We start from the raw sequence: 22776 nt of genomic DNA on the forward strand, positions 1-22776 counted from the left end.
CCCTCGGCCGCGGGTGGATCAGCGCCGCTCAGCCGGTGTCAGCCGATCGGTGCCCTCTCGTCGGGAAAAGGTGGATGAATAGGCGTCCGGATCGCCCATCCGGTCACCAGTCCTGTGCCGGTGCATATCCGATCCTCAACCCGAAGTCCTAAGTAGAGACCAGTAGTCGTGTTGCTGACAATCGAACCGGCCGAATGTCTGATCCTGGCATCAGCGCACGAACGCCAGGATCATTTCCAAGCCGGTTGAAAGATCCTCGCAAGTTGCGGGTGTGCTGCCGGTCGATCCCCGACGCATTGGCGCGTCGTCTGCATTGTCGCGATGCCCTCTTTTCCTTCCAGCTGAAGGAGTGCTGTGCCAGTTACCAGGCAATTTGCGGTGCATGGAGCGGATCCGGTTCTCGTTGAGGTCGAGGGCCAGGAGCTGGAGATCCATGGCGAAAACGCCGGCATCGGGCCGGTGGGCCGCAGTGCCCGCACCGAGCCGAGATCCTTCGACGAGTCACTTCGGAGCGTCCGCTCGGCGGCCATGGAGGCCATGCGTGTGTTTCGCGAGGACCTGGGGCCGAGCGAGGTCAAGCTCACCTTTGCCGTGAAGATGACGGCTGAGATGAACGCCGTCATCGCGAAGACCGCGTACGAAGGAAACTTCGGTGTCGAACTGGTCTGGCGACGGGAAGACTCCGCCCCGAAATGATCACCTTCTCTGAACCCTGGCGGCTGCGGATCCGGGCCACGACGAATGGTGGTGCTCCGTCGGAGGTGCTGGGAACCGCATTCGTCGTGGCGCCGGGCGTGGCCCTCACATGCGCTCACGTGGTCGAGGGTCGAGTCCGGTGTTGGGCGGAGGCGCCGGGGGGTTGGGGCTCGGGCCAGGTCTGTTCCGCGCGCTACGCGGTTCCGGGCTGGAGCCCGGGCCGGTACGACGGGACCGACGTGGCAGTCGTCGACGTTCCGGAGAGCTGGCCCGCGGCGCCGCTCGGGCCCAGTGAGCCGCCGCGGCCGGAGACGCCGCTCGACGCGCTCGGCTTTCCGGAACAGTATTCGTCGGCGGACGACCGCGGTCAGCGGACCCGGGTCCAGGTGATCGGGTCTGATGAGACCGGGAAGCTCATTCAGGTGAACGGTCTGCCCGGATTCGACGGCCAGATCCAGCGCGGATACAGCGGCGGCCCCATTGTCGACGTCACGTCCGGCCGCGTCGTCGGCATGATTTCGACCGCCGACATGGACAAGAGGCTGCGGATCTCGTGGATCATCCCGCTTGCCACGCTGGCCGAGGCCTGGCCGCCGTTGGCGGATCTGCTCCCGGAGCAGATCCGCGTCGACCCGGAATTCGTCGAGGCGATCGCTGCTCTCAACAACGGGGCGTACGCACGTGCCCTGGAGCGCTTCAACACCCTCGTGAACATGTATCCACGCGAGGTCGATGTCTACTACTACCGGGTGCTTGCCGCTCTCGGCGGCCGGCGCCCCGGCGGATACCGGTACGAGGTGATCCGGGCGATGGAGAATCTGCTGCAGATCGGCATTCAGATCGAGCCCGGCGACACGAGCAACCATTTGCGAGCCCTCTGGGCGCTGATCATCGAAGACTACTACGAAATCCGTGGCATTCCGACCGACCGCTTCAGGCTTCGCGACCTCCAGGCGGCGCTGTGGGGCGTCGGCAGTGATCGCGCCCGCGAAATCATCAACCACGTTCCTGCTGTCGAGTGCCCGACGTGGCAGGGGCTCAGCCGAAACCAGGGAATCTGATGCATCCTGAACAACGCGCAGAGCGAGCCGGCAAGTACTTCGCGCCCGAGCCGTCCACACCGGTAGCCCAGTACGTCAAGCTGGCATTCGGTGGCGGACTCCTGCTGATGGCCCTGGTGATGTTCGCCGTCGGTGACGCGGCGATCTGCCTGGGGTTCCTCTGCGGGGTCGGCGGCGCCGTGCTCGTCGTCCTGGGGCTCGTCGGGCTCCTGAACTACGCGGAGGCGCGCAGGCGCGCCTATCCCCGGGCGACCGATCAGGAGATGGACGCCTGGCTGTACGGGGCCGAGGAAGCTATCGCGCAGATGGGCTACCGGCGGCTGAACATCCACCCCACTGAGCTTGCTCAGGGCAGGCGGCCCTATCTCGTCTTCTACGGAATTCCCGAGCTGTTCTCGGTTCTTCCGTTCCACTGGAACAGGGGGCGGGACGGCAAACTCCGCTACTCCGCGTACAAAATCATGATCGTCTACATGTCGAACTGGCGCCTGCCGGTGTACGAGTGCGTGCTCGACATCGCCACCGGGGCCACGATCCGCGACTCCACGAAGGAGTACGCGCTCGGCAACGTGGACGGGATGGAGACGTCCGCGGACCGGGTGAGCGTGTTCAACGAGCAGTGGAAACCCGGCTCCGACGGCAACAGCGGTGGGGTCTTCACAGGAGCCATCGGCAACGGGCCGAACATGGGTGCACAGTTCGGGCACTACACACAGCGCCAGATCATCAAACTGCTCGTCTCCGGCCGGCTGGCTGTCGACCTCTGGCTGGGGATCGCGCCCAACGAGGCGATGGTCATCCAGGGTGTGACCGAGCCGTCGTCGGTGGACGCCATGATCTCCCAGCTTCGCGAGCACTTGCGAGAGCACAGCGGCGCCGCCTATCCCGACGGGAACGCGGCGTTGAGCGGACCCGCTGTCCCGTCGGGTGCGGACCCGACCGCTCTCCTGATGCCACCGCCGTCCGAAGGTCACACGACCGAGCCGATCCGGCAGCGTCCCCCGGGGGAGGAGAACGAACAACGCCACTCGTGAGTCGAGCGCTCCGTCCGTCGTGTGATGCCGGGCGGCGGACGGAGCCGGCGGTCAGCCCGTGCGGTTCGCGGCCATCCAGGCGGTCGCGAAATCGACCAGCGCGCGTTGGGACATCAGGCGGGCGGTCGCGCTTCCGATGCGGCCGACCGCCGCACCGCCGGTGGCCTCGAAGTCGGCGCCCAGCCGGTCGAAGTCGTCCTCGTCGGTGACGACATCGGTCCACGCGGTCCACCGGCTCGTCCCGTCCGGCAGCCGTACCGCCGAGCCCGTCACCGCCCGCGGCGGCGACGCCTGCCGCCATTCCGCCAGGTGCAGCGAGGTGTTGGAGCTGTGTTCGCAGCCGAGCAGCAGCACCTTGCCGTCGAGCCGGTAGACCGCGCCCAGCGGTGAGTGCTCGCCCAGCGCGTCGTCGAGGCGGTGTCCGTCCACGACGTCGGCGGCGTGCGCGCCGAGCGCGGCGAAGGACACCTGCGGATGATCGCTGCGGCGGGCGCCCGGCCAGGTGCGTACCGTCTCGGCGACGGCGCCCATCCACCGGCTCGGCGTGCGCGCCGGGTCGAAGCCGGGCGTCTGCTCGCGGATGACGGGCCACCACGCCTCCGGTACGGGCGGATGCCGCCACCCGGCCGGATCCGTGTTCTCGCGCGTTTGCGTCGGGACGACGAGGGTGCCCTCCGGACCGAGCGCCTCCAGCAGCGCCAGCACCACCGCGTGGGTGCCCCCGGCGACGAAGCCAAGGCTTCGGTACGACGAGTGCAGCAGCAGGACGTCACCGGAGGTGACGCCGAGCGCGCGCAGGTCGTACGCGATCGAGGTGACTGTGTGCGGTGCGGCCTGGTCCACGCGGCGCAGTGTAGGCGGAACCCTTGAGCAGCATGCTCGCCGATTTCGGGATAGCGGCGGCTTCCCCGCGCGTCTGTCACTGGTGAAAGAGGAGAAGAGGGTGGTGCGGTGGAAGAGGACGAGCGGGCGGTGCTGGCCGAATTCGTGGCGAGCCGGGCGCCGGCGCTGATACGGGTCGCCTACCTGCTCACCGGTGACCGCAGCAGTGCCGAGGACCTGTTCCAGTCGGCGCTGTCGAAGATCATTCCGAAGTGGCGGACCATCCGGCACGCCGACCCGGAGGGCTACCTCCGCGCCGTCATGTACCGGGAGCAGGTGAGCTGGTGGCGACGGTTGCGCCGCCGCCGGGAGTCGCCGGTCGGCAGGCACGAGCCGGTGGTGGCCGACCCCGCCGGAGGTACGGACCTCCGGCTGGCGCTGCGGGCGGCGCTGTGGCAACTGCCACCGGCGCAGCGCACCGTCGTGGTCCTGCGCTACTACGAGGATCTGCCGGAGGCCCAGGTCGCCGAACTGCTGGGCTGCTCGGTCGGGACGGTGCGCAGCCGGACCCACCGCGCGGTCACCCGACTGCGTCAGATCCTGCCGGACAGCGAGCTTCTGGAGATGCAGCGATGAGTGATCCGTTCGAAGGTCTGCTCCGCTCCACCCTCACCGACATCGCCGAGGAGGCACCGACTGTGCGGGACTCATTGACCAGGGCGGAACGACGCGCGCGTAGCCGTCGACGCAACACGGTGGCGGCAGGCGCGGCGGGCGTCCTCGCGGTGCTCGTGATCAGCGCGCCGTTCGCATACGCCGGCCGGAGCGACGACGCCGTGATCTCACCGCAGCCGGGATCGAGCGTCCCGCAGCCGGGCCGGAGCGAGCCCGTCGATCCGCCGCCGGGCGTGCCGTCGCCGGTCCCGGTCGGCCCGGAGGACCCGAGCAATCCGGCCGCGCCGTCGCCGGTCCCGGTCGGCCCTGAAAACCCGACCAGGCCGGACAGCGCGCTTCCGGCTCCGCCGGCCGCGTCGTCGCCGGTCCCGATCGGTCCGCAGGACCCGAGCAATCCGGGCGTACGGCCCGACGACGCCGGCGTCCTGTCACCGAGCCCGAAGCGGCGCTGATCGACGCGCCCCTCCGGACCGGCGCGAGGCTGGGCCCGCCCCGACGACGGCGGGTCCAGCCCGTCCGCGCCCGCCCCGGCAGCGGGCCCACATCCGGTATGCGGTGCCGCGCCGGCCCGGGGCCGACCGGATCCCGGACGATGTCACGCCCACGGCGGGGGATGCCGGTTGACATAGTCGCGGGCGCGGGCGAGTGGGTCACCGAAGTACTGGTGCGGCGTGCGGTGATGCTGGGCCCGGCAGAACGTGGCGAGGTCGCCTGCGATCGCGATCCGGTCCAGTGGGCGCCGCTCGAACTCCCGGTTGGCGGCGAGCAGGTCCGCCTCCGGGTTCCACCCGGCGTGGTCGAACGCCCAGTCCGCCCAGGTCGCGTACACGTGGAAGACCTGGCGCTCGCCCGCGAACCGCAACCCCGCGAGGCCGATCGGCCGGTCCGGATAGGTGTCCCGGCACACCCAGGCCAGGATGTGGCAGGCCCCGGCTGCGAAGAACGGCTGGTCCGCGCGATTCCAGGCGAGTCGCTGGTCGGCCCGTTCCCCTGGCGTACGCCGGAAGGCGCCCGCTGCCGTCACTGCCACCGGCGCACCCTAGCCGGGCGGCTGGCCCCTCGCGACACCCGCAACGGAGGGTTGCTGACGATCTGAACCGGATTGACACGCGGGGTGGTCCGAGGGGGAGAGTCGGGCATGCGCTTTCCGGTGTCCACACCGCCCGCCGTTCCCGCCGGCACGCTCACCACCGGCCCGCAGCCGACGTTGCCCGCCGAGGGCGGCCTGGTCCTGCGCCCCTGGGCGGACGGGGACGCGCCCGCCGTCCTGGCCGCGTACCAGGATCCGGAGATCCGCCGCTGGCACACCCGCCGGCCCGCGTCGCCGGAGCAGGTCCTCCAGTGGTTCGCCCACCTCCGTCGTTCCTGGCAGGAGGAGACGGGCGCGAGCTGGGCGGTGACGCGCGACGGCGCGGTGGTGGGCCGCATGGTGCTGGGCGGCTTCAACCTCGACGACGGCGAGGCCGGGTGCGCGTACTGGGTGGTTCCGGCCGCCCGTGGCGCGGGCGTGGCCTCCGGCGCGTTGCGGGCGGTGAGCGCGTGGGCGCTCGGCGACGGCCGGCTGCACCGGCTCTGGCTGGACCACTCGACCGGCAACGTCGCGTCGTGCCGGGTGGCGGTCAAGGCCGGGTTCCGGCTGGAGGGCACGAAGCGCAGCGCGGCGGTGCACGACGACGGGCGGCACGACATGCACCTGCACGCCCGCGTCCGCGGGGACGCCTGACGGCCCCCAGCGTGTGCCGGGACGAGGAGAGCGCGCCGAGCAGCACCGTCGCGCCCCTCCCGCTGCCCGGTCACCGCCGGCGGCTGCCCGCAAAAACCGCCGCCAACCCCGGCGTCCGCCGAGGTCAGCCGCCCGGTTCGAGGTACGCGGCCAGGTGCGCCAGCGAGGACGCGATGCCCTCCTCGTGTGCCGTCTGGTCGATGCCCGGCGGTACGCCGGTGGCGGTGACTGTCACCTCGGTGCCGTCGCCGGCCGCCGCGAGGTGCCAGGTCATGGTCATGGTGCCCGCGTACGCCGGGTCGTCGGCCTGGAACACCGCCGTCTGCGTCACCCGGCGCGCCGGTACGAGTTCGGCGAACCCGACGTCCACCACGTCGGTGGCGTCCGACGTCTTGCCCGGGCTGCCCGCCGGGTCGAGGTAGGTGAGCACCATCCGGAACCCGCCACCGGGCCGGGGATCCCACCGCTCGATCCGCCCGCGCATCCCGTCCGGCGGCAGCCACGCCTCCAGGGCGGCCCGGTCGACGAGCGCGCCGTACACCGCTGCCGGAGTGGCGGCGATCGTCCTGCTGCCCCGATCGATCCTGCTCACCCCCCAACCCTAGGCCCGCGCCCACCCGCTCGCGGGCGCACTCGTCGATCTTGGAGTTGTGGTGGTTGACGAATGTCGCCGAGTAGGGCGATTCAGGCGCCACAACTCCAAGGTCGACGGGGAGCGGGACCGGGGTGCGCCCGGTACGCTGCCGCGAATGCCGGTACGACCGCACCCCGACGCCCCTGACGACTCGCTGCTGTTCGGTGCCGACGACGCGCCGCTGGCCCGGATGCGGCTTCGGGATGACGACGGCACGCGGGTCGCGGCCGACGTCCGGCCGCTGCCCAAGGCGCCGCTCACCCGGCTCGTCGCGCAGGTACGGCATGACCTCGCCGGGCATCGGCTGGAGACGCCGGACGAGGCGCTGGCGGCGGCGCTGGTGGCCGACGGGCTGGAGCTGAGCCGGGCCGCCACTGACATGCGGCACGACCTGACCGACGTGCCCGAGCCGGTGGCGCTGCCGGACGGCTGGTCGCTCGGCGCCCCCGGCTGGGACGACGACCTCGCCACAGGGCTGGACGCGGCGTACGGCCCGGACCACCCGGACGGCCGCTGGCAGCCCAGCGACACCGAACAGGTGCGGGCGATGTTCGACACCGGTGAGCCGGTGCCGCCACTGGTGCCCGCCTCGGCCCGGCTGATCGACCCGGACGGCCGCAGCGCCGGGCACGTGCTGTGTGCCGGACCGGTGCCGTGGACCGACGACGACTGCGTCTGGATCCTCAACCTCGGCGTCGCGCCCCGCGCGCAGCGCCGCGGGTTCGGCCGGGCGCTGCTCGTCCACGCGTTGCGTGGCGCGCGGGAGGCGGGACTGCCGTCCGTCGGCCTGTCGGTGGTCGACGGCAACCCGGCCCGCCGCATGTACGACGCGGCCGGCTTCCGCACTCTCACCCGGGTGCTCACGGTCCGGATCCCCGACGCGTAGCCCGCCGACCGGGCGGTAAACGTTCAGGCGCCGGTGAGCAGAGGGTGGTGCTCGGACCAGAGCCAGCGCAGGTAGTCGCGTAGCCGTTCCGGGGTGGCGATCCACCCCTGGCCGGGATAGCGGAGCAGCCGGCTGACCTCGCCGGCCACCAGGTCGTACCCGGCCGCGCCGGTCTCCGGCACCGGGGCGTCCGGTGCGACGGCCACGGGCAGCGGAACCATCGGGATCCGCAGGCCGGCGTCGTCGCAGGCCCGCAGCACTGTGAGATAGACCCGGACCAGGTGGTACGGCGAGACGACGAGCGCGACGCTGCCGATGCCCAGCGCCCGCACCTGCTCCACGACCCAGGTGGCCTGCCGGCCGGTGCCGGTGACCGGCTCGGCCTGGAGCACGACCCCGTCGACCCGGCGCAGGCCGAGCCCGCGCAGCCGGTCCAGTGTGAGCGGGCGGTAGGTCCGCTCGGCCGAGTCGGTGTTCGCCACCAGCAGGTGCCGCAGCGCCGGGCCGGTCTCCCAGGCGCGGATCGCGTCGGTGAGACGCCAGTCCTCGCCCTGGCCGGTGGCCACCACCAGCGCGTCCACCCGCTCGGCGGCCCGGTGGGGGAGCGTGAGGACCATCGTGACCGCCTCCAGCACCGCCAAGAGCCGGTCGGCGGGGACGTCCGCGAACGCCTCGGCCGGCACGAGCCGCGGCAGCGGGCGGGACACACTCGTCACGCCCGCGATCTTGCCACCATCGGTTCGACGGCGGATGAGAGAGTGGCATGGTGCGGGTGGGGATCCTCGGGCCGCTTGAGGTCCGCGACGGCGATCGGCCGGTCGACGTCGCCGGGGCGCGGCTGCGGGCGCTGCTGATCCGCCTCGCCCTGGATCCGGGCCGGCCGGTGAGCGTGCCCGCGCTGGCCGAGGCGCTCTGGGGCGACGAGCCACCGACCGACACCGCGAACGCGGTGCAGACGCTCGTGTCGCGGCTGCGGCGGGCGGTGCCCGGCCTCGGCGTACGCAGCAGCCCGGCCGGTTACCGGCTCGACCTCGACCCGGACGACGTGGACGCCGGGCGGTTCGAGCGGCTGACCCGGCAGGGGCGGACGGCGCTGCGCGACGGCGACGCGGCGACGGCGCGGACGACGTTGCGCGACGCGCTCGCGCTGTGGCGCGGGCCGGCGCTGACCGAGGTCACCGACGCGCCGTACGCGGCGGCAGCGGTGGCGCGGCTGGCGGAGCTGCGGCTCACCGCGCAGGAGGACCGGATCGATGCGGAGCTGCGCACCGGGCGACCGGAGCTGATCATCGCCGAGCTGGAGGAGCTGACCGCCGCGCATCCGCTGCGGGAACGGCTGGCCGAGTTGCACCTGCGCACGCTCGCCGCCGTCGGGCGGCCCGCCGAGGCGCTGGCGGCGTACGAGCGGATCCGGCAGCGGCTCGCCGACGAGCTGGGCGTCGACCCGTCGCCGCAGTTGCGGGCCGCGCATCTGGAACTGCTGCGCGGCGAGGCGGCCCCGCCGCAGCAGCCGACGGCTGCGGCGCGGCGGGGCAACCTGCGGGCCGCGCTCACCACGTTCGTCGGGCGTGACGAGGACCTGCGCCGGCTCACCGGGCTGCTCGCCGGCAACCGGCTGGTCACCCTGCTCGGGCCGGGCGGGGCAGGCAAGACGCGGCTGGCGAGCGTGGCGGCGGGCCGGCTCGCCGACGGCGTGCCCGGCGGGGCGTGGCTGGTCGAGCTGGCGCCGATCACCGACCCGGCGGACGTGCCCCGGGCCGTGCTCGACACGCCCGGCCGCCGGGACCGGACGCTGGAACCGGTACGCCAGCCGGCCCGCGACACGCTCGGCCGCCTGGTGGAGACGATCGCCGCCGACGAGACGCTGATCGTGCTGGACAACTGCGAACACGTCGTCGAGGCCGCCGCCCGGCTCGCCGAGGAACTGCTCGGCCGCTGCCCGGGACTGCGCGTGCTGGCCACCTCCCGGGAGCCGCTCGGCATCGTCGGTGAGGCGCTGGACCCCGTACCGCCGTTGCGGCTGCCACCGGCGGACGCCACGCCGGACGACGCGCTCGCGTACCCGTCGGTGCAGTTGCTGCGCGACCGGGCCGCAGCAGTGCGGGCCGGGTTCGCGGTGACCGGCGACAACGTGGCGGCCGTGGTGGAGATCTGCCGGCGGCTCGACGGCCTGCCGCTGGCCATCGAACTCGCCGCGGCGCGGCTGCGCACGCTGTCGCCGCAGCAGGTCGCGGCCGGCCTGGACGACCGGTTCCGGCTGCTGACCGGCGGCAGCCGCACCGCGCTGCCCCGGCACCGCACGCTGCGGGCGGTGGTGGACTGGAGCTGGGGGCTGCTCACCGACGACGAGCGGCGGCTCGCCGAACGGCTCGCGGTCTTCCCGGCGTCGGTCACCGCCGACTCGGCCGCCGGCGTCGCCGGCCCGGCCGCCGCCGCGCTGCTCGACGCGCTCGTGGACAAGTCGCTGCTCCAGGTCGTCGGCGACGGGCGGTTCCGGATGCTGGAGACCATCCGGGAGTACGGGCTGGAACGGCTCGCCGCCGCCGGGGCGACGGCCGGGGCGCGCGCCGCGCACGCCGCGTACTTCCGGGAGCTGGTCCGGACCGCGGAGCCGCACCTGCGCACCGCCGGTCAGCTGCCGTGGCTGCGGCTGCTGGAGGCGGAACGGGAGAACGTCGTCGGCGCGCTGCACTACGCCTGCGACGCCGGTGACGCCGACACCGCGCTGCGGATCGGCGCGGGGCTGGCGTTGCCGCTGGTGATCTGGGGCGACGACGGCGGCATCGGCGGTGACGTGCTGGCCCGCGCGCTGGCGCTGCCCGGCCCGGCGCCGGCGGAGGAGCGGGCGGTGGTGCTCGCCATCCGCATCGGCGCGGAGCTGGCACGCGGCGAGCAGGGGCCGACGCCGGAGCAGATCGCCGAGCTGACCACGACCCTGCGGGCGGCGGAGGGGACCAAACATCCGATCGTGGGGCTGCTCGCACCGATGCTGTCGATCTTCGGCGACGACACGGCGGCCGGGATCGCGGCGATCGACCGGGCGCGCGGGCACCCCGACCCGTGGACCGACGGCACGTTGCTGGGGATGCGCGGCAAGTTCAAGGAGAACGACGGCGACGCCGAGGGCATGCTGCGTGACCTGACCGTCGCCGCCGCGGAGCTGCGCGCGGTCGGCGAGCGGATGAGCCTGTCGCACGTGCTCAGCGAGTACGCGGACGCGCTCACCAAACGCGGCGACTTCGACGCGGCGACCGCGGCGCTGGAGGAGTCGGTGCGGCTGGCCCGGGAACTCAACCCGGCCTCGGAGCCGGGCTTCCAGCTGATCTGGCTCGCCGCCATCCGCGCCCGCTCCGGCGACGTGGCCGGCGCCAAGGCCGAGCTGCGCCGGTTCGTGACCGACCGGGACGGCCGGGACGGCGCGTTCGGGCTGATGATGCTCGGCAGCATCGCCCGCTCCGAGGGCTCGCTGGACGAGGCGCAGGAGTGCCTCGCCGAGGCGATGCGCCGCCAGGCCGAGACGCCGCTTGTCGCCCCGCAGTTCCGCGCCCTGCTGCTGGCCGAGACGGGCCATCTGGCGCTTGCCCGCGGTGACCTGCCGGGAGCGCGCCGCTGCCTCGACGAGGCGACCACCCGCAGCCTCGCCGCCCGGGACATGCCGGTGGTCGCGATCATCACGGTTGGCCGGGTGGCGCTGGCGGAGGCGGAGGGCCGGTACGAGCGGGCGGCCGAACTGCTCGGCGTCTCCGACTCGCTGCGCGGGCGGCCGGACCGCTCCAACCCCGACGCGCAGCGGCTCGCCGAGCGGCTGCGCGCCGAGCTGGGCGAGGACGGATACGCCGCCGCGTACGCCCGGGGTCACGGCCGCAGCCGGGCCGACGCCCTCGCGTTCGTGGGCGGCGACCCGGCTCGGTGATCGTCGTGCGGTCCGGTCAGGCGCGGCGGCGGTAGGCGCGGACGGCGAGCGGCGCGAACACCGCGATGATCGCCACGGTCCAGAGCAACGACCGGGTCACCGGCCCGGCCACCGGGCCACCGATCATCAGACCCCGCGCCGCCTCCATCACGTCGGCCACCGGGTTGACCCCGACCCACCACTGCAACCAGCCGGGCAGCGTGTCCGTCGGCACCATCATGTTGGTGCCGAAGGTCAGCGGGAACAGCAGCAGGAACGCCGTGCCCTGCACCGCGCCCGGGCTGCGCATCAGCACCCCGAGCAGCACACCGATCCAGCTGACCGCGAACGCGAACGCGATGGTGAGCAGGCAGGCGGCGAGCGCGGACAGCGGATCGGTGCCGATCCGGAAGCCGAGCGCGTACCCGAACCCCAGCAGCACCACGATGGAGACCACGAACCGGACCAGGTCGCCGACCACCGAGCCGACGAGCGGCGCGGACCGGGCGATGGGCAGGCTGCGGAACCTGTCGAAGACGCCCTTCTCCACGTCGGTGTTGAGGCTGACGCCTGTCGCGATGGACGCGAACAGCACGGTCTGCACCATGATCGCGGGCAGCAGGAACTGCAGGTACTCGTGCTGCGAGCCGGCGACCGCGCCGCCGAGCAGGTAGACGAAGATCAGCACGAAGACGATCGGCTGGAGCGTGACGTCGAGCAGTTGCTCCGGCGTCCTGATCGTCTTGACCAGGCTGCGGCCGGCCAGCGCGAGACTGTGCCGGACCAGCCCGAACGGACGGGCCGCGGTGTGGGTGGCGCCGGTCCGGGACGGCGTCGCCGCCGTACGGGTCGTCGTGGTCATGCCGCCACCTCCGTGGGCTCCTCGGCGCCGTGGCCGGTCAACGTGAAGAACACCTCGTCGAGGCTGGGCAGCCGCAGCGCCAGTTCGACCACCCCGATGCCGGCGTCATCGAGCCGGCGGACCACGCCGGTGAAGGTGGCGTCGTCGTCCACCGGCACGGTGAGCACGCCCGGCCGGGGCAGCTCGGGATCGGTCCCGGTGGCGGCGCGCAGGATCTCGGCGACCGCGCCGATCCGGCCCGGATCGGTCGGCCGGACCACGATCGTCTGACTGCCGGCGATCCGCTTCAGCTCGCCCGGCGTACCGTGCGCGATCACCCGCCCGTGGTCGATCACCGAGATCTCGTCGGCGAGCGCGTCCGCCTCGTCCAGGTACTGCGTGGTCAGCAGCACCGTCGACCCGTCGTCGACGAGCGAGCGGACCACGCCCCACATCTCCTCCCGCTTGGCCGGGTCCAGCCCGGTCGTCGGCTCGTCCAGGTAGATCACCTCCGGTCGGCCGACCAGGCTCGCGGCCAGGTCCAGGCGGCGGCGCATGCCACCGGAGTACGTCTTGGCCGGGCGTCCGGCCGCGTCGGTCAGGCCGAACCAGGCGAGCAGCTCCGCCGCCCGCGCCCGGGCCTCGTTGCGGCTCAGGTCGAGCAGCCGGCCGATCAGCACCAGGTTCTGGGTGCCGGTCAGGTCCTCGTCGACCGAGGCGTACTGGCCGGTCAGCCCGATCAGCCGCCGTACCCGGGCGGCGTCGGTGACCACGTCGTGGCCGCCGACAGTGGCGCGCCCCTCGTCCGGGCGCAACAGTGTGGCGAGGATCCGCACCGCTGTGGTCTTGCCGGCGCCGTTGGGCCCCAGCACCCCCAGCACGGTCCCCCGGCGTGCGGCGAGGTCGATCCCGGCCAGCGCGGTCGTCGTACCGAACCGCTTGACCAGGCCCTCTGCCTCGAATGCGTAACTCATGACGCCGACGATGGCCGGGGCCGCTGGCACCGGGCGCACACGCCGCGCACACCGTCGTGTGCGCAGGCGGAAATCGAGTACGCGTGCTCATTCGCCCGCCCCGCCGGCCGGGCAGGATCGAAGGCGTGACAACGAGACGTACGCTGCTCGGCGGTCTGTTCCTGGCGCTGGCCACGGCCGGCGCGTGGGTAGCCTGGCTGAGCTGGGAGTCCGGCTGGACCGTGGACCCGCAGACCGGCGACATGAGCGGGCCGTACGCGGTCTGGCAGGTCGCCGCCGCGGTGCTGACCCTGGGCGCGCTGGCCGCCGTCGCCGGCTGGTGGCTGAACATCTGGCTGGTGGCGACAGTGATGACGGTGGCGTTCACGGTCCCGTGGGCGGTGCACGCCGCCTCGACCGACGACACCGGCCTGTGGGCGGTCGGGGCGGCGCTGGTGGCCATCGGCACGACCATCGGGACGACGCTGGTCGGCGGCGCCGCCGGGTGGCTGCGCCGCCGCACCGGGTGACGGCCGTCGTCAGTCGCGGTTCAGGCGTTCGGCGTACGCGTCGCGCAGCTCCGCCCAGCCGAAGTCCTTCGCCTCCGCGCCCCGGATCGGGCCGACCGGGTCGCCGTCGAGCAGACGGGCGGCGACGTCGAGGCAGAGGTGCCAGCCGGCAGCAGTCATCGCGGCGAGGTCGGGACCGCCGACCCGGTGTCGCAGCGTGAGCGTGGTGCCGTCGCCGGTAGCCGTCAGCTCCCAGCGGAGCAGGTCGTCGCCCCAGGTGTACTCCAGCAGGCGTGGCCGGTCGGCGCGCAGCACCCGGGCCGGCGCCGGGTGGGCCTGCTCGCCGTCGACGGTGCTGAGCACGGCGTCACCGGGGCGGCTCAGGTCGCGGTCGGCCAGGAACGGCGCCCACTCGGCGAGCTGATCCGGGTCGGTGAGCGCGGCCCACACCTTCTCCGGCGGGTGCCGCAGGTCGCGGACGAAGACCAGATCCCACCTGTCGTTCGCGGGTTCCAGCTCCACTCGGGCGAGCGGGCCGGGACGGAACGTGTCGCGGTCCATCTGTCACTCCTGACTGTCGAGATGGCGTTCCAGGGCGTCGAGGTGCGCGGTCCACATCGACCGGTACGGCCCGAGCCAGTCGTCCACCGCTCGCAGCGGCGCCGGGTCGACGCGGTAGATCCGCCGCTGCGCGGCGGTACGGCAGGTGACCAGGCCGGCGTCACGGAGCACGCGCAGGTGCTTGGAGACGGCCGGCTGGCTCATGCCCAGCGCGTCGACCAGCTCGCCGACGCTGCTCTCCGACCGGCGCAGCCGATCCAGGATGCGGCGCCGGGAGGGCTCGGCCAGCACGGCGAAGGCGTCGACTGTCACCCAGCCAATATGCCTCATCAGTTATATGCCTGGCAAGGAATGGCAGGTCGCGCTGCCGGGGCCCGGCCGGCTCCATATGCTCGGGGCATGGAACTGCGGATCTTCACCGAGCCCCAGCAGGGCGCCACATACGACCAGCTTCTCGCGGTGGCCCGCCGCGCGGAGGAGACCGGCTTCGCCGCGTTCTTCCGCTCCGACCACTACCTGAAGATGGGTTCGGTGAGCGGTGACCCCGGCCCGACCGACGCGTGGACCACGCTCGCCGGTCTGGCCCGCGACACCACCCGCATCCGGCTCGGCACGCTGATGACCGCCGCCACGTTCCGGCTGCCCGGCCCGCTGGCGATCACCGTGGCGCAGGTCGACCAGATGAGCGGCGGCCGGATCGAGCTGGGCATCGGCACCGGCTGGTACGCCGAGGAGCACACCGCGTACGGCATCCCGTTCCCGCCGCTGGGGGAGCGGTTCGACCGACTGGAGGAGCAGCTCGCTGTCATCACCGGGCTCTGGTCCACCCCGGCGGGCTCCACGTTCGACTTCCCCGGCACGTACTACCCGGTCAGTGACTCGCCCGCGCTGCCCAAGCCGGTGCAGCGCCCCCGACCGCCGATCCTGCTCGGCGGCATGGGACCGAAGCGCACGCCCCGCCTGGCCGCCCGGTACGCCGACGAGTTCAACCTGCCGTTCGCCTCGGTCGAGGACACCGTCACGCAGTTCCAGCGGGTACGCGACGCCTGCGCCGAGATCGACCGCGACCCGTCCACGATGGCCTGGTCCAACGCGCTCGTGCTCTGCTGCGGTCGCAACGAGGCCGAGGTGAAGCGCCGCGCCGAGGCGATCGGCCGCGACCCGGACGAGCTGCGCGCGAACGGCGCCGCCGGCACGCCCGCCGAGGTGGTCGAGACGATCGGCAGGTACGCCGAGACCGGCAGCTCCCGGATCTACCTCCAGGTGCTCGACCTGGCCGACCTGGACCACCTGGAGCTGGTAGCCGCCGAGGTGATGCCCCAGCTCTGACCCGCGCTGCCCTCGCCCCGCTCGCGAGGCCCCGCCGATCTTGGAGTTGTGGTCCCTGACAAAACCCGCATAAGGCAACAATCCGGGGCGCCACAACTCCAAGATCGGCGAGCTGGGGCGTGGCGGGGGCGCGGCGGGGCGGGGTGGCGGCGGGTGTCAGCCTGCTGTGGCGCGGCGGACCGTGTCGAGGCGGCCGTCGCGGTCGCTGTCCAGGTACGTCACGTCCGGTACGCCGTCGCCGTCCAGGTCGATCTGCACCACGTCGGCCACGCCGTCGCCGTCCAGGTCCGTCACCACCTCGACGGAGCCGTCCAGGTGCCGGGTCACGATCGACCGGCCCGACGCCTGGCGCGGCGGTGGCCCCGGGTGGGGCACCGGGGCGGGCTCGGGCTCCGGCGTGGGCCCCGGAACCGGCGCGGTCGCGGAAGGCCCCGCGCCGGTGAGGTCGGGGTCCACGCCGGTCGGGTCGATCTCCTCCTCCGACGGGTACACGTCGCCGCGGAGGCTCGGGTCGCGGTAGCTGCTCATCCCGCCAGGATTCCCGCCGAGTGGCCGGGGCAACCCTGCCGGCGCATGATGGCGGATGATGCAGCGCATGACGGACACCAACTGGGCCGGAAACGTCAGCTGGTCGGCGCGTACCCGATCGCGGCCGACCTCGACCGACGAGCTGCGCCGGCTGGTCGCGGACGCCGACCTGGTCCGGGCCGTCGGGACCGGCCACTCGTTCAACCGGCTCGGCGACACCACCGGCACCCAGATCGCGCTGGACGGCCTGCCGCCCGCCGTCGCGCTCGACCCGGACCGCAGCACCGTCACCGTCGGGGCCGGCGTCCGCTACGGCGACCTCGCCACCGCGCTTCAGGCTCAGGGGTACGCGCTGGCGAACCTCGCGTCGCTGCCGCACATCTCGGTGGCCGGCTCGGTCGCCACCGCCACCCATGGCTCCGGCGCGCGGAACCGCAACCTCGCCGCCGCCGTCGCCGCGCTGGAAATCGTCACCGCCGACGGCGATCTGATCACCGTCGACCGGACCGATCCGCGCTTCGCCGGGCTGGTGGTCAACCTGGGCGCGCTGGGCGTGGTCACCCGGCTCACGCTCGACGTGGTGCCCACGTACGCGGTGCGCCAGCACGTCCGCCTCGGCCTGCCCCGCGCGGCGCTGGACGAGGCGCTGGACGCCGCGTACAGCGTCAGCGTCTTCACCTCGTGGCGTTCGGAGCGCTTCGACCAGGTGTGGGTGAAGCAGTACGCCGACCAGGCCTCGCCGCCCGCCGACTGGCTGGACACGGTGGCCGCCGACTCGCCCCGGCACCCGGTGCCCGGCATGTCACCGGAGCACTGCACGGCGCAGCTCGGCGAGCCGGGGCCGTGGCACGAGCGGCTGCCGCACTTCCGGCTCGGCTTCACGCCCAGCAGCGGCGACGAGTTGCAGTCCGAGTGGCACGTGGCGCGCAGCGACGCGACGGCGGCGCTCGCCGCGCTCGACCCGGTCGCCGACCGGATCGCCGCCGTGCTCCAGATCTGCGAGCTGCGGACGATCGCCGCCGACGAGCTGTGGCTGAGCCCGAACTTCCGGCGCGACTCGCTGGCGCTGCACTTCACCTGGATCGGTGACCCGGTGGCTGTCGCGCCGGTGCTGGCCGAGGTGGAGGAGCGGCTCGCCCCGTTCGCGCCGCGCCCGCACTGGGGCAAGCTGTTCGAGCGCGATCCGGCCGCCGCGTACCCCCGGCATGAGGACTTCGCCGCGCTGCTGCGCGAGTTCGACCCGAAGGGGAAGTTCCGCACCGCCGAGATGGACCGCTACTTCCCCCGGGACTGAGCTCAGCGTCCGGCGGGCGCCTGCTGGCGCAGGCTGCCGCGCTGGACCGCCCGGCTGATGTCGCTGGGCGAGACGATGCCGACCAACTGGTCGTCGATCACCACGAGCGCCCGGCCGTCGGTGCACTCGTTGAGCCGGGGCAGCAGGTCGGTGAGCTGTTCTTCCGGGCGGGCGAGCACCAGCTCGTCGGCCCGGCAGGACACCTCGGCCAGCGTGGTCGAGGCGCGGCGGTCCGCCGCGATGCCGCGTACCCGGGCGAGCGTGACCAGACCGACCGGCCTGCCGTCGACGGTGAGCGGCAGCGCCGAGTGCCGGTACGCGAAAAGGTAGTGGTCGACGAAGTCGGCCACCGTGAGGTCGCCGGACGCGGTCTGCGGCTGCGGCGTCATCACGTCGCCCACCCGGATGCCGCGCAGCGCGTCGCCCATCCGGGCCGCGCGTTCCTCCTGGCCGGCGGCGCCTAGCAGGAACCAGCCGATCAGCGCCAGCCAGAGCCCGCCGAACCCGGCGCCGGTGAAGAACCGCCACAGCCCCAGCCCGATCAGCACCACGCCGAGCACCCAGCCCGCGCGGGCCGCCACCACCGACGCCTTGGTCCGGTCGCCGGTGAACTTCCAGACCGCCGCGCGCAGCAGCCGCCCGCCGTCCAGCGGGGCGGCGGGCAGCACGTTGAAGATCGCCAGCAGCACGTTGATGCCCGCCAGCCAGGCCAGCGCGCCGAGCAGCAGCCCGTGCCCGCCCGCCGCGGCGACGGCCACCGCGATCGCCGCGAAGAACACGCCGAGGAGCAGGCTGACCAGCGGCCCGACCCCGGCGATCCGCAGCTCTGCGCCCGGGTCCTTCGCCTCGCCCTTCAGCTCGGCGACGCCGCCGAACAGCCAAAGCGTGATGCCCTCGACCTCGATGCCGTTGCGCTTGGCGACCACCGCGTGCGCCACCTCGTGGGCGAGCAGGCCAACGAAGAAGACCACGGCGGCGGCCAGGCCGGCCGCGAAGTAGGCGACGGGGGAGTGACCGGGGTACGAGGCGGGGAACAGGCTCGCCGACAGCGCCCACGCGATCAGCACGAAGATGACCAGGACACTCCAGTTGACGCCGACCGGTACGCCAGCGATCCGACCCAGACGGAAACTCGCCCTCATGTTTCCGTCATACCCGGCGCACCCACCCGCACACCAGGGCCGGAAGGGCGGGCAGTTGACATCACTGCTGCACTTGTACGAGTCGTACGAGTCGTACGAGTTGTACGATCGGGGTATGAGTGAACCCGCCGCCGAGCTCCCGATTTCCGATGCCCGAGACAGCCTCGCGGATGTCGTATCGCGTGCCCACTACGCCGGGCGGATCACCTACGTGACCCGCCGGGGGCAGCGCCTGGCGGCCATCGTCCCGGCCGAGCTTGCCGAAGCGATCGAGCGAGGCGAGGACGCCGTGGACGTCTCGGCGGCCCGCGATGCCCTGGCCCGCATCGAAGCCGGCGACACCCCCGTCCCGCTGGCCGACCTGCGCGACGAACTCGGCCTGTGACCCCGCAACTGGAACCGGTCTTCGCCGTCCAGATCGATCGAGTCGCTGCCAAATTGCTGCGCAAGCTCGATCGACCCGTGCAGGCCCGCCTTGTCGCCGCCCTCGCCTCGCTGGCCACCGAGCCCCGTCCGGCCGGGGTCAAGGCGCTCGCTGGACATCCCGGTCTACTGCGCATCAGGGTCGGCGACTACCGCATCATCTATACCGTCCGCGATCGTGAACTGATTGTCCTCGTGGTCCACCTCGGCCACCGCGGCGATGTCTACGACACGCTCTAATCTCCCGGCGGGGATTCGAGGGCTGATGAGGAGGGCGTGCAGGTAGTTGGGCCAGCGCAGGATCGTGTGGAGCCCTGTCGGGTCCAGCGGTCGATCAGAGACCTAGTGGGGCCGATACAAGGCTTGTCGGATCCAGGGTCTACGTGCCGTCTGCACGCTCGAAGGCCGCCCAGTCGTCCTCCCATCGGGCGACGTCCTGCGGCTCGATCTTGGTGTGCTGGCTCTCGCTGTTGCGCGGCCTGACGCCTACCCGGTCCATGAACTGCTGGTGTCGTAGTCGCACATCACGTCGGAGGTCGTCGCCGGGCGCGACGAAGAATCGAGGATGAATCCTGGAGACGTCCACCAGCACGTACGTTCCGATGGTGCTGCTGGTGAACTTGCCGATGTCCGCGATCATCCAGGCGCCCTTGCCCGCCACCATCACTGCGGCGCGGCGACCGTTGACATTGATGAATGTCTGCGCGCCGACGAGTTCCGCTCGATAGCCGCGCAGAAGGGCGTGACCGACGGCAAGATGACGACCCGCTTGGTGGGTTTGCTGGTGGGTGGGCACCGGATCCTCCCTGAAGCCTTGTCCTTGGGGCTACGGCCGCTCGTCTGAGACCGGCCAGAGTTTGCGGAGGGCCTTCGCCGCGGGGGAATGGGCTTGGAACGGCTTGTCCCAATCGATCCTGCCGCCGGCTGCCTGGACCGCCTTCTCCACCTCCGTGAAGGTTCGTGACTCGGGCTCGCTCTGCGACCAGACCAGAAGGGCTACCGGGCGGCGTCGAGGTTCGGTCACGACTCGCGCCACCCTGGCCGGTGGCCAGGTCCGTGAGTTGCGGCGGGGCTTCTGCTCGACGGCACCGACGTCGACAATGATGACGTCGTCTCCCTGGCGAACGGTCAGCTCATCGCCCCGGTACATGCACCAAGGGAAGACAGTCCCACGTCCGTGTCGCTGTTCCAGCCTCTCCGCAACCACCGCCGCTTTACCTGGGAGCGCAGTCGTTTCGTTGACCGCCATGCCCACCCAGAGGCGGGGCAGTCGACGGTGGGTGCGGGGCCGCGGAGCGACAGCCGGCGGACGGTAGACAGTCCTTGCGTGCACAAGCCAATTCGCGTCGATCTCGTCGCTTTCGGCCTGCCACACATCCAACTGATCGGCTACCTGGGCGCACATCCCGCTGTCGTCGGTGACGACTGCGGCCTCCCGTAGCTGATCCCGGGAGTTGGCCGAGGCGTTGGCCGAGCCGACCACCGCCCGGGTTCGCCTGCCCTCCAGAAGCATCACCTTGGCGTGTAGATCACAGAGCGAGCGCACCTCGACACCTGCGGCGAGCCAGGCGTCGATAACGGTCGGATGGACGAGACCGCCGCGGAGCGCCGCGTCGGACCCGTTAACGATGATCAGATCACCATGGACGAGCTTGAGCAGTTCAGCGGCGGCCGACCCGATGTAGGCGATGGCGGCCCGTTTCCGGGTGGCCTGACGCAGGTAGCTGTCGAGGCCGTCCCAGGTATCGTCCGCGATCAGCCGAATCATTGTCGCATCGTTGCACCTACCGACCATTGTGGTCGATGCCGTGGCGGGCAGCGACGGTCGTCGCCCGAGTGCCGGAACCACCTGCACGGCATCACAGATGACCGCGTCGGCTCTTGACCCCCCATCCCTTGCAGGTCTCCCGCTGCTCCTCCCAGAACCGGACGCTCGCCGTCACGGCCTCCAGCTTGGCGCGCTCCGCGAGCGGGTCGGCCAGGCCGTTGATCCGGAAGTAGCCCGCTCCCGGGAATCCCGCTCGGCGGGCGGCGACGTGCACGACGAGCGCATCCAGCGGAGGGAGCTGCCGTTCCTTGCAGCGGTTGTGAAACGCCTCCATGAACTCGGTGACCCGCTGAGGGTCGCCGTCCATGTGGAGGTATTGAGGCGCGGGCAGCCCTGCCGCATCGAACACCCGAGAATACGAGACGGTCTGCCCGCGATCCTCCGCGCCGTTCCTGATCACGAAGTCGATCGCCGCGTCGACGTCATCGACGCTGAATTCGTGGGAGGGGCTCATGGAAGGCACGGTAGCTGGGGTTGTTCACCGGAAGCCGCGCAGCACACTGTCAGTACGCCGACACCGCCACTCCAATGCCGGAGTGGCGACCCTTCAGCGGCTCAGGGTCTCGCTCTTGACGGCTCGGATGAAGGCGGCCCAACTGCTCGGCGGGAAAGCGAGGGCCCGGCCGGTGGGGTCCTTGCTGTCGCGAAGCCCGACCACGCCACTCAGGTTGTCGGCGACCTCGACGCAGTTGCCGCCGTTGTTGCTGCGGCTTGACTTGCGCCAGACGGCACCGGTCAGGTCAGGCACGGGAGTACTCCTCTGCGACTTGTTCGATCAGGGTCTTCGTTCGGGACTCAGTGAGGGCGCGGCTCGCCATGTCGGCCCAGATGGTGTCGTAGGCGGACGTCTCGTGCGGCTTGTCGAGGTAGATCGCTCCGGTCGCTGCCTCCAGGTAGGCCACCGGTGGTTCCACCTCCCTGCCGTTGCTGTCCTTGGGGAAGCCCAAGATCGAGAACGCTCCCGCCATGGCCCCGGCATGCAGCCCGGCAGAAAATTCCAGCACCCGGATGGTCACGTTGGGTAGCTCTGCGGCCTTCAGGATCTGGTGGAGTTGTTCGGCCATGATCCTGGCGCTGCCGACGGGCCGGCGCAAGACGGCCTCGTTGATTATCACGCTGAGTTGCGGCGCGGAGAATCGGGTGAGGAGTGCCTGCCGCTCGACGCGCAGTTGGACCGCCCGCTGCCGCTCGCCGCTGTCCTTGGCATCGATCGAACCGCCAGGTGTTCGGAAGACCTCCTCGGCGTAGGCGCGCGTTTGGAGCAGGCCGGGAACCAGTTCGGCCTCGTATTGCCGGATGGTGGATGCGGCAGCTTCGAGTCCGATGTAGAGCTGGAACCAACGCGGTAGGCCCGAGCCGACATAGTCGTGCCACCAGTTCTTGTTCTCTCTGGTGGCTGCCGTCAGGGCGAGCAGTAGCTCGCGGTCGTCGGCGGACGCGCCGTAGAGGTCGAGCATCTGTTGTACGTCTGCCTGTCGGAAGCGGACGTGCTCGGCGCCGTTCTCGATCCGATGCAACGTCGCCCGTGCTCGGTCCAGGCGTTCCGCAGCCTGCTCCATCGTCAGTCCTGCGGCTTTGCGCAGTGACTCGAACTTACGGCCGATCTGCCGTCGCAACATCGTCGAGCCGGTGACTCCTTGTGACACGCGCTGCCTCCGACTGTGGTTGTTCCTCAACAAGCGGACGTCCAATTGAAGCGCCGTAGTGTCTCACAATCAATAGACATGTCACAGGGAGTACTTCTCTTTGGCTAGATTGCTATCTAGACAGCGCTATTGCGATGTTGCAATTACGGAAGTCCAGTGCTTCACTTCCCCTGCAGCCACTGTGGAGTTCTCGCTGCTCAGTGGCCATGTGTGCCCTGCTGACGTACTGCTGGTCGAAGCTGCGGTGGCAGGTGCCGGGGTGGGTCCGCCGGTGCGGGGCGGGTCGGTGGGCCCACCTC

At 71.8% G+C, this 22776-nt stretch carries 28 protein-coding genes; 13 read left to right on the forward strand and 15 right to left on the reverse strand.

The genetic code is table 11. The features are described 5' to 3' along the window. The first annotated feature begins 354 nt into the window (after positions 1 to 354). From ACSDG8_RS24680 to ACSDG8_RS24690, 3 genes are read left to right on the forward strand one after another with little or no spacing between them, the layout of a single operon-like run. Entirely contained in the window at positions 355 to 696 is a 342-nt protein-coding gene (locus ACSDG8_RS24680; RefSeq protein WP_152037854.1) for a CU044_2847 family protein, read from the forward strand. Continuing rightward, positions 693 to 1757 (forward strand): S1 family peptidase, encoded by a 1065-nt coding sequence (locus tag ACSDG8_RS24685; RefSeq protein ID WP_116507842.1) that lies wholly within the window; start codon positions 693 to 695, stop codon positions 1755 to 1757. Before ACSDG8_RS24680 ends, ACSDG8_RS24685 begins: the two co-directional genes overlap by 4 nt. Continuing rightward, on the forward strand, positions 1724 to 2791 hold the full coding sequence (locus ACSDG8_RS24690) for a hypothetical protein (RefSeq protein ID WP_210893511.1): 1068 nt from the start codon (positions 1724 to 1726) through the stop codon (positions 2789 to 2791). The genes ACSDG8_RS24685 and ACSDG8_RS24690 overlap by 34 nt, the downstream gene beginning before the upstream one ends. A gap of 51 nt (positions 2792 to 2842) precedes the next feature. On the opposite strand, the gene ACSDG8_RS24695 is transcribed toward ACSDG8_RS24690, so the two are convergent. Further along, positions 2843 to 3634, reverse strand: coding sequence for an aminoglycoside N(3)-acetyltransferase (locus tag ACSDG8_RS24695; RefSeq protein WP_116507838.1), 792 nt, complete (start codon positions 3632 to 3634; stop codon positions 2843 to 2845). Positions 3635 to 3742: 108 nt separating this feature from the next. Between ACSDG8_RS24695 and ACSDG8_RS24700 the strand changes: the two genes are divergently transcribed. Both ACSDG8_RS24700 and ACSDG8_RS24705 read left to right on the forward strand, forming a co-directional pair. Continuing rightward, the gene (locus ACSDG8_RS24700; protein WP_116507836.1) at positions 3743 to 4249 is read left to right on the forward strand and encodes a SigE family RNA polymerase sigma factor; all 507 of its coding nucleotides are present in this window, start codon (positions 3743 to 3745) and stop codon (positions 4247 to 4249) included. Next, positions 4246 to 4740 (forward strand): hypothetical protein, encoded by a 495-nt coding sequence (locus ACSDG8_RS24705; protein ID WP_116507834.1) that lies wholly within the window; start codon positions 4246 to 4248, stop codon positions 4738 to 4740. The genes ACSDG8_RS24700 and ACSDG8_RS24705 overlap by 4 nt, the downstream gene beginning before the upstream one ends. A 143-nt stretch (positions 4741 to 4883) precedes the next feature. Here ACSDG8_RS24705 and ACSDG8_RS24710 read toward each other — a convergent pair whose 3' ends face one another. Next, positions 4884 to 5318 (reverse strand): hypothetical protein, encoded by a 435-nt coding sequence (locus tag ACSDG8_RS24710; RefSeq protein WP_116507832.1) that lies wholly within the window; start codon positions 5316 to 5318, stop codon positions 4884 to 4886. A gap of 108 nt (positions 5319 to 5426) precedes the next feature. On the opposite strand from ACSDG8_RS24710, the gene ACSDG8_RS24715 reads away from it, so the two are divergent. Then, positions 5427 to 6011, forward strand: coding sequence for a GNAT family N-acetyltransferase (locus ACSDG8_RS24715; RefSeq protein WP_116507830.1), 585 nt, complete (start codon positions 5427 to 5429; stop codon positions 6009 to 6011). Between the two features lie 124 nt (positions 6012 to 6135). On the opposite strand, the gene ACSDG8_RS24720 is transcribed toward ACSDG8_RS24715, so the two are convergent. After that, positions 6136 to 6603 (reverse strand): SRPBCC family protein, encoded by a 468-nt coding sequence (locus tag ACSDG8_RS24720; protein WP_116507828.1) that lies wholly within the window; start codon positions 6601 to 6603, stop codon positions 6136 to 6138. Positions 6604 to 6760: 157 nt separating this feature from the next. On the opposite strand from ACSDG8_RS24720, the gene ACSDG8_RS24725 reads away from it, so the two are divergent. Continuing rightward, entirely contained in the window at positions 6761 to 7531 is a 771-nt protein-coding gene (locus tag ACSDG8_RS24725; RefSeq protein ID WP_184687341.1) for a GNAT family N-acetyltransferase, read from the forward strand. Between the two features lie 23 nt (positions 7532 to 7554). Here ACSDG8_RS24725 and ACSDG8_RS24730 read toward each other — a convergent pair whose 3' ends face one another. Next, positions 7555 to 8247: a hypothetical protein gene (locus ACSDG8_RS24730; protein ID WP_370013352.1), complete on the reverse strand. Its 693-nt coding sequence runs from the start codon at positions 8245 to 8247 to the stop codon at positions 7555 to 7557. A 47-nt stretch (positions 8248 to 8294) separates the two neighbouring features. On the opposite strand from ACSDG8_RS24730, the gene ACSDG8_RS24735 reads away from it, so the two are divergent. Then, entirely contained in the window at positions 8295 to 11444 is a 3150-nt protein-coding gene (locus ACSDG8_RS24735) for a BTAD domain-containing putative transcriptional regulator (RefSeq protein WP_439427266.1), read from the forward strand. 16 nt (positions 11445 to 11460) lie between these two features. Here the strand turns inward: ACSDG8_RS24735 and ACSDG8_RS24740 are convergent, their stop codons facing one another. Both ACSDG8_RS24740 and ACSDG8_RS24745 read right to left on the reverse strand, forming a co-directional pair. Further along, positions 11461 to 12285, reverse strand: a complete 825-nt coding sequence (locus ACSDG8_RS24740; protein ID WP_184687335.1) for an ABC transporter permease — start codon at positions 12283 to 12285, stop codon at positions 11461 to 11463. Continuing rightward, positions 12282 to 13238: an ATP-binding cassette domain-containing protein gene (locus ACSDG8_RS24745; protein WP_210942778.1), complete on the reverse strand. Its 957-nt coding sequence runs from the start codon at positions 13236 to 13238 to the stop codon at positions 12282 to 12284. The genes ACSDG8_RS24740 and ACSDG8_RS24745 overlap by 4 nt, the downstream gene beginning before the upstream one ends. 125 nt (positions 13239 to 13363) lie before the next feature. On the opposite strand from ACSDG8_RS24745, the gene ACSDG8_RS24750 reads away from it, so the two are divergent. Then, positions 13364 to 13747 carry a hypothetical protein gene (locus ACSDG8_RS24750; RefSeq protein ID WP_043329122.1) on the forward strand — a complete coding sequence of 128 codons (384 nt, stop codon included), beginning with the start codon at positions 13364 to 13366 and terminating at the stop codon, positions 13745 to 13747. A gap of 9 nt (positions 13748 to 13756) precedes the next feature. On the opposite strand, the gene ACSDG8_RS24755 is transcribed toward ACSDG8_RS24750, so the two are convergent. Beyond that, on the reverse strand, positions 13757 to 14287 hold the full coding sequence (locus ACSDG8_RS24755; protein WP_210942779.1) for an SRPBCC family protein: 531 nt from the start codon (positions 14285 to 14287) through the stop codon (positions 13757 to 13759). Between the two features lie 3 nt (positions 14288 to 14290). Then, positions 14291 to 14599, reverse strand: coding sequence for an ArsR/SmtB family transcription factor (locus ACSDG8_RS24760; RefSeq protein WP_307856183.1), 309 nt, complete (start codon positions 14597 to 14599; stop codon positions 14291 to 14293). An 87-nt stretch (positions 14600 to 14686) separates the two neighbouring features. Here ACSDG8_RS24760 and ACSDG8_RS24765 point away from each other — a divergent pair, with 87 nt between their 5' ends. Next, on the forward strand, positions 14687 to 15616 hold the full coding sequence (locus ACSDG8_RS24765; RefSeq protein WP_210942781.1) for an LLM class F420-dependent oxidoreductase: 930 nt from the start codon (positions 14687 to 14689) through the stop codon (positions 15614 to 15616). 156 nt (positions 15617 to 15772) lie between these two features. On the opposite strand, the gene ACSDG8_RS24770 is transcribed toward ACSDG8_RS24765, so the two are convergent. Further along, the gene (locus ACSDG8_RS24770; protein ID WP_210942782.1) at positions 15773 to 16144 is read right to left on the reverse strand and encodes a hypothetical protein; all 372 of its coding nucleotides are present in this window, start codon (positions 16142 to 16144) and stop codon (positions 15773 to 15775) included. A gap of 67 nt (positions 16145 to 16211) precedes the next feature. On the opposite strand from ACSDG8_RS24770, the gene ACSDG8_RS24775 reads away from it, so the two are divergent. Further along, on the forward strand, positions 16212 to 17438 hold the full coding sequence (locus tag ACSDG8_RS24775; RefSeq protein WP_282100737.1) for an FAD-binding protein: 1227 nt from the start codon (positions 16212 to 16214) through the stop codon (positions 17436 to 17438). Positions 17439 to 17440: 2 nt separating this feature from the next. Here the strand turns inward: ACSDG8_RS24775 and ACSDG8_RS24780 are convergent, their stop codons facing one another. Then, the gene (locus ACSDG8_RS24780) at positions 17441 to 18580 is read right to left on the reverse strand and encodes a site-2 protease family protein (protein ID WP_439427267.1); all 1140 of its coding nucleotides are present in this window, start codon (positions 18578 to 18580) and stop codon (positions 17441 to 17443) included. A 115-nt stretch (positions 18581 to 18695) separates the two neighbouring features. Between ACSDG8_RS24780 and ACSDG8_RS24785 the strand changes: the two genes are divergently transcribed. Continuing rightward, positions 18696 to 18965 carry a type II toxin-antitoxin system prevent-host-death family antitoxin gene (locus ACSDG8_RS24785; RefSeq protein ID WP_439427268.1) on the forward strand — a complete coding sequence of 90 codons (270 nt, stop codon included), beginning with the start codon at positions 18696 to 18698 and terminating at the stop codon, positions 18963 to 18965. Positions 18966 to 19042: 77 nt separating this feature from the next. Then, on the forward strand, positions 19043 to 19243 hold the full coding sequence (locus ACSDG8_RS24790; RefSeq protein WP_439428073.1) for a type II toxin-antitoxin system RelE family toxin: 201 nt from the start codon (positions 19043 to 19045) through the stop codon (positions 19241 to 19243). A 139-nt stretch (positions 19244 to 19382) separates the two neighbouring features. On the opposite strand, the gene ACSDG8_RS24795 is transcribed toward ACSDG8_RS24790, so the two are convergent. From ACSDG8_RS24795 to ACSDG8_RS24815, 5 genes are all read right to left on the reverse strand, one after another. Continuing rightward, positions 19383 to 19799 carry a hypothetical protein gene (locus tag ACSDG8_RS24795; RefSeq protein ID WP_439427269.1) on the reverse strand — a complete coding sequence of 139 codons (417 nt, stop codon included), beginning with the start codon at positions 19797 to 19799 and terminating at the stop codon, positions 19383 to 19385. Between the two features lie 30 nt (positions 19800 to 19829). After that, positions 19830 to 20771, reverse strand: coding sequence for a phospholipase D family protein (locus tag ACSDG8_RS24800; RefSeq protein WP_439427270.1), 942 nt, complete (start codon positions 20769 to 20771; stop codon positions 19830 to 19832). A gap of 91 nt (positions 20772 to 20862) precedes the next feature. Continuing rightward, a complete protein-coding gene (locus ACSDG8_RS24805) occupies positions 20863 to 21285 on the reverse strand; it encodes a hypothetical protein (protein WP_439427271.1) in 423 nt (140 codons plus the stop codon). 93 nt (positions 21286 to 21378) lie between these two features. Next, the gene (locus ACSDG8_RS24810) at positions 21379 to 21579 is read right to left on the reverse strand and encodes a DUF397 domain-containing protein (RefSeq protein WP_439427272.1); all 201 of its coding nucleotides are present in this window, start codon (positions 21577 to 21579) and stop codon (positions 21379 to 21381) included. Then, on the reverse strand, positions 21572 to 22450 hold the full coding sequence (locus ACSDG8_RS24815; protein ID WP_439427273.1) for a helix-turn-helix domain-containing protein: 879 nt from the start codon (positions 22448 to 22450) through the stop codon (positions 21572 to 21574). Before ACSDG8_RS24815 ends, ACSDG8_RS24810 begins: the two co-directional genes overlap by 8 nt. Positions 22451 to 22776 lie beyond the last annotated feature (326 nt).

This window comes from Micromonospora sp. LA-10, assembly GCF_051853095.1.
In the GTDB taxonomy this organism is placed as follows: domain Bacteria; phylum Actinomycetota; class Actinomycetes; order Mycobacteriales; family Micromonosporaceae; genus Micromonospora; species Micromonospora echinospora_A.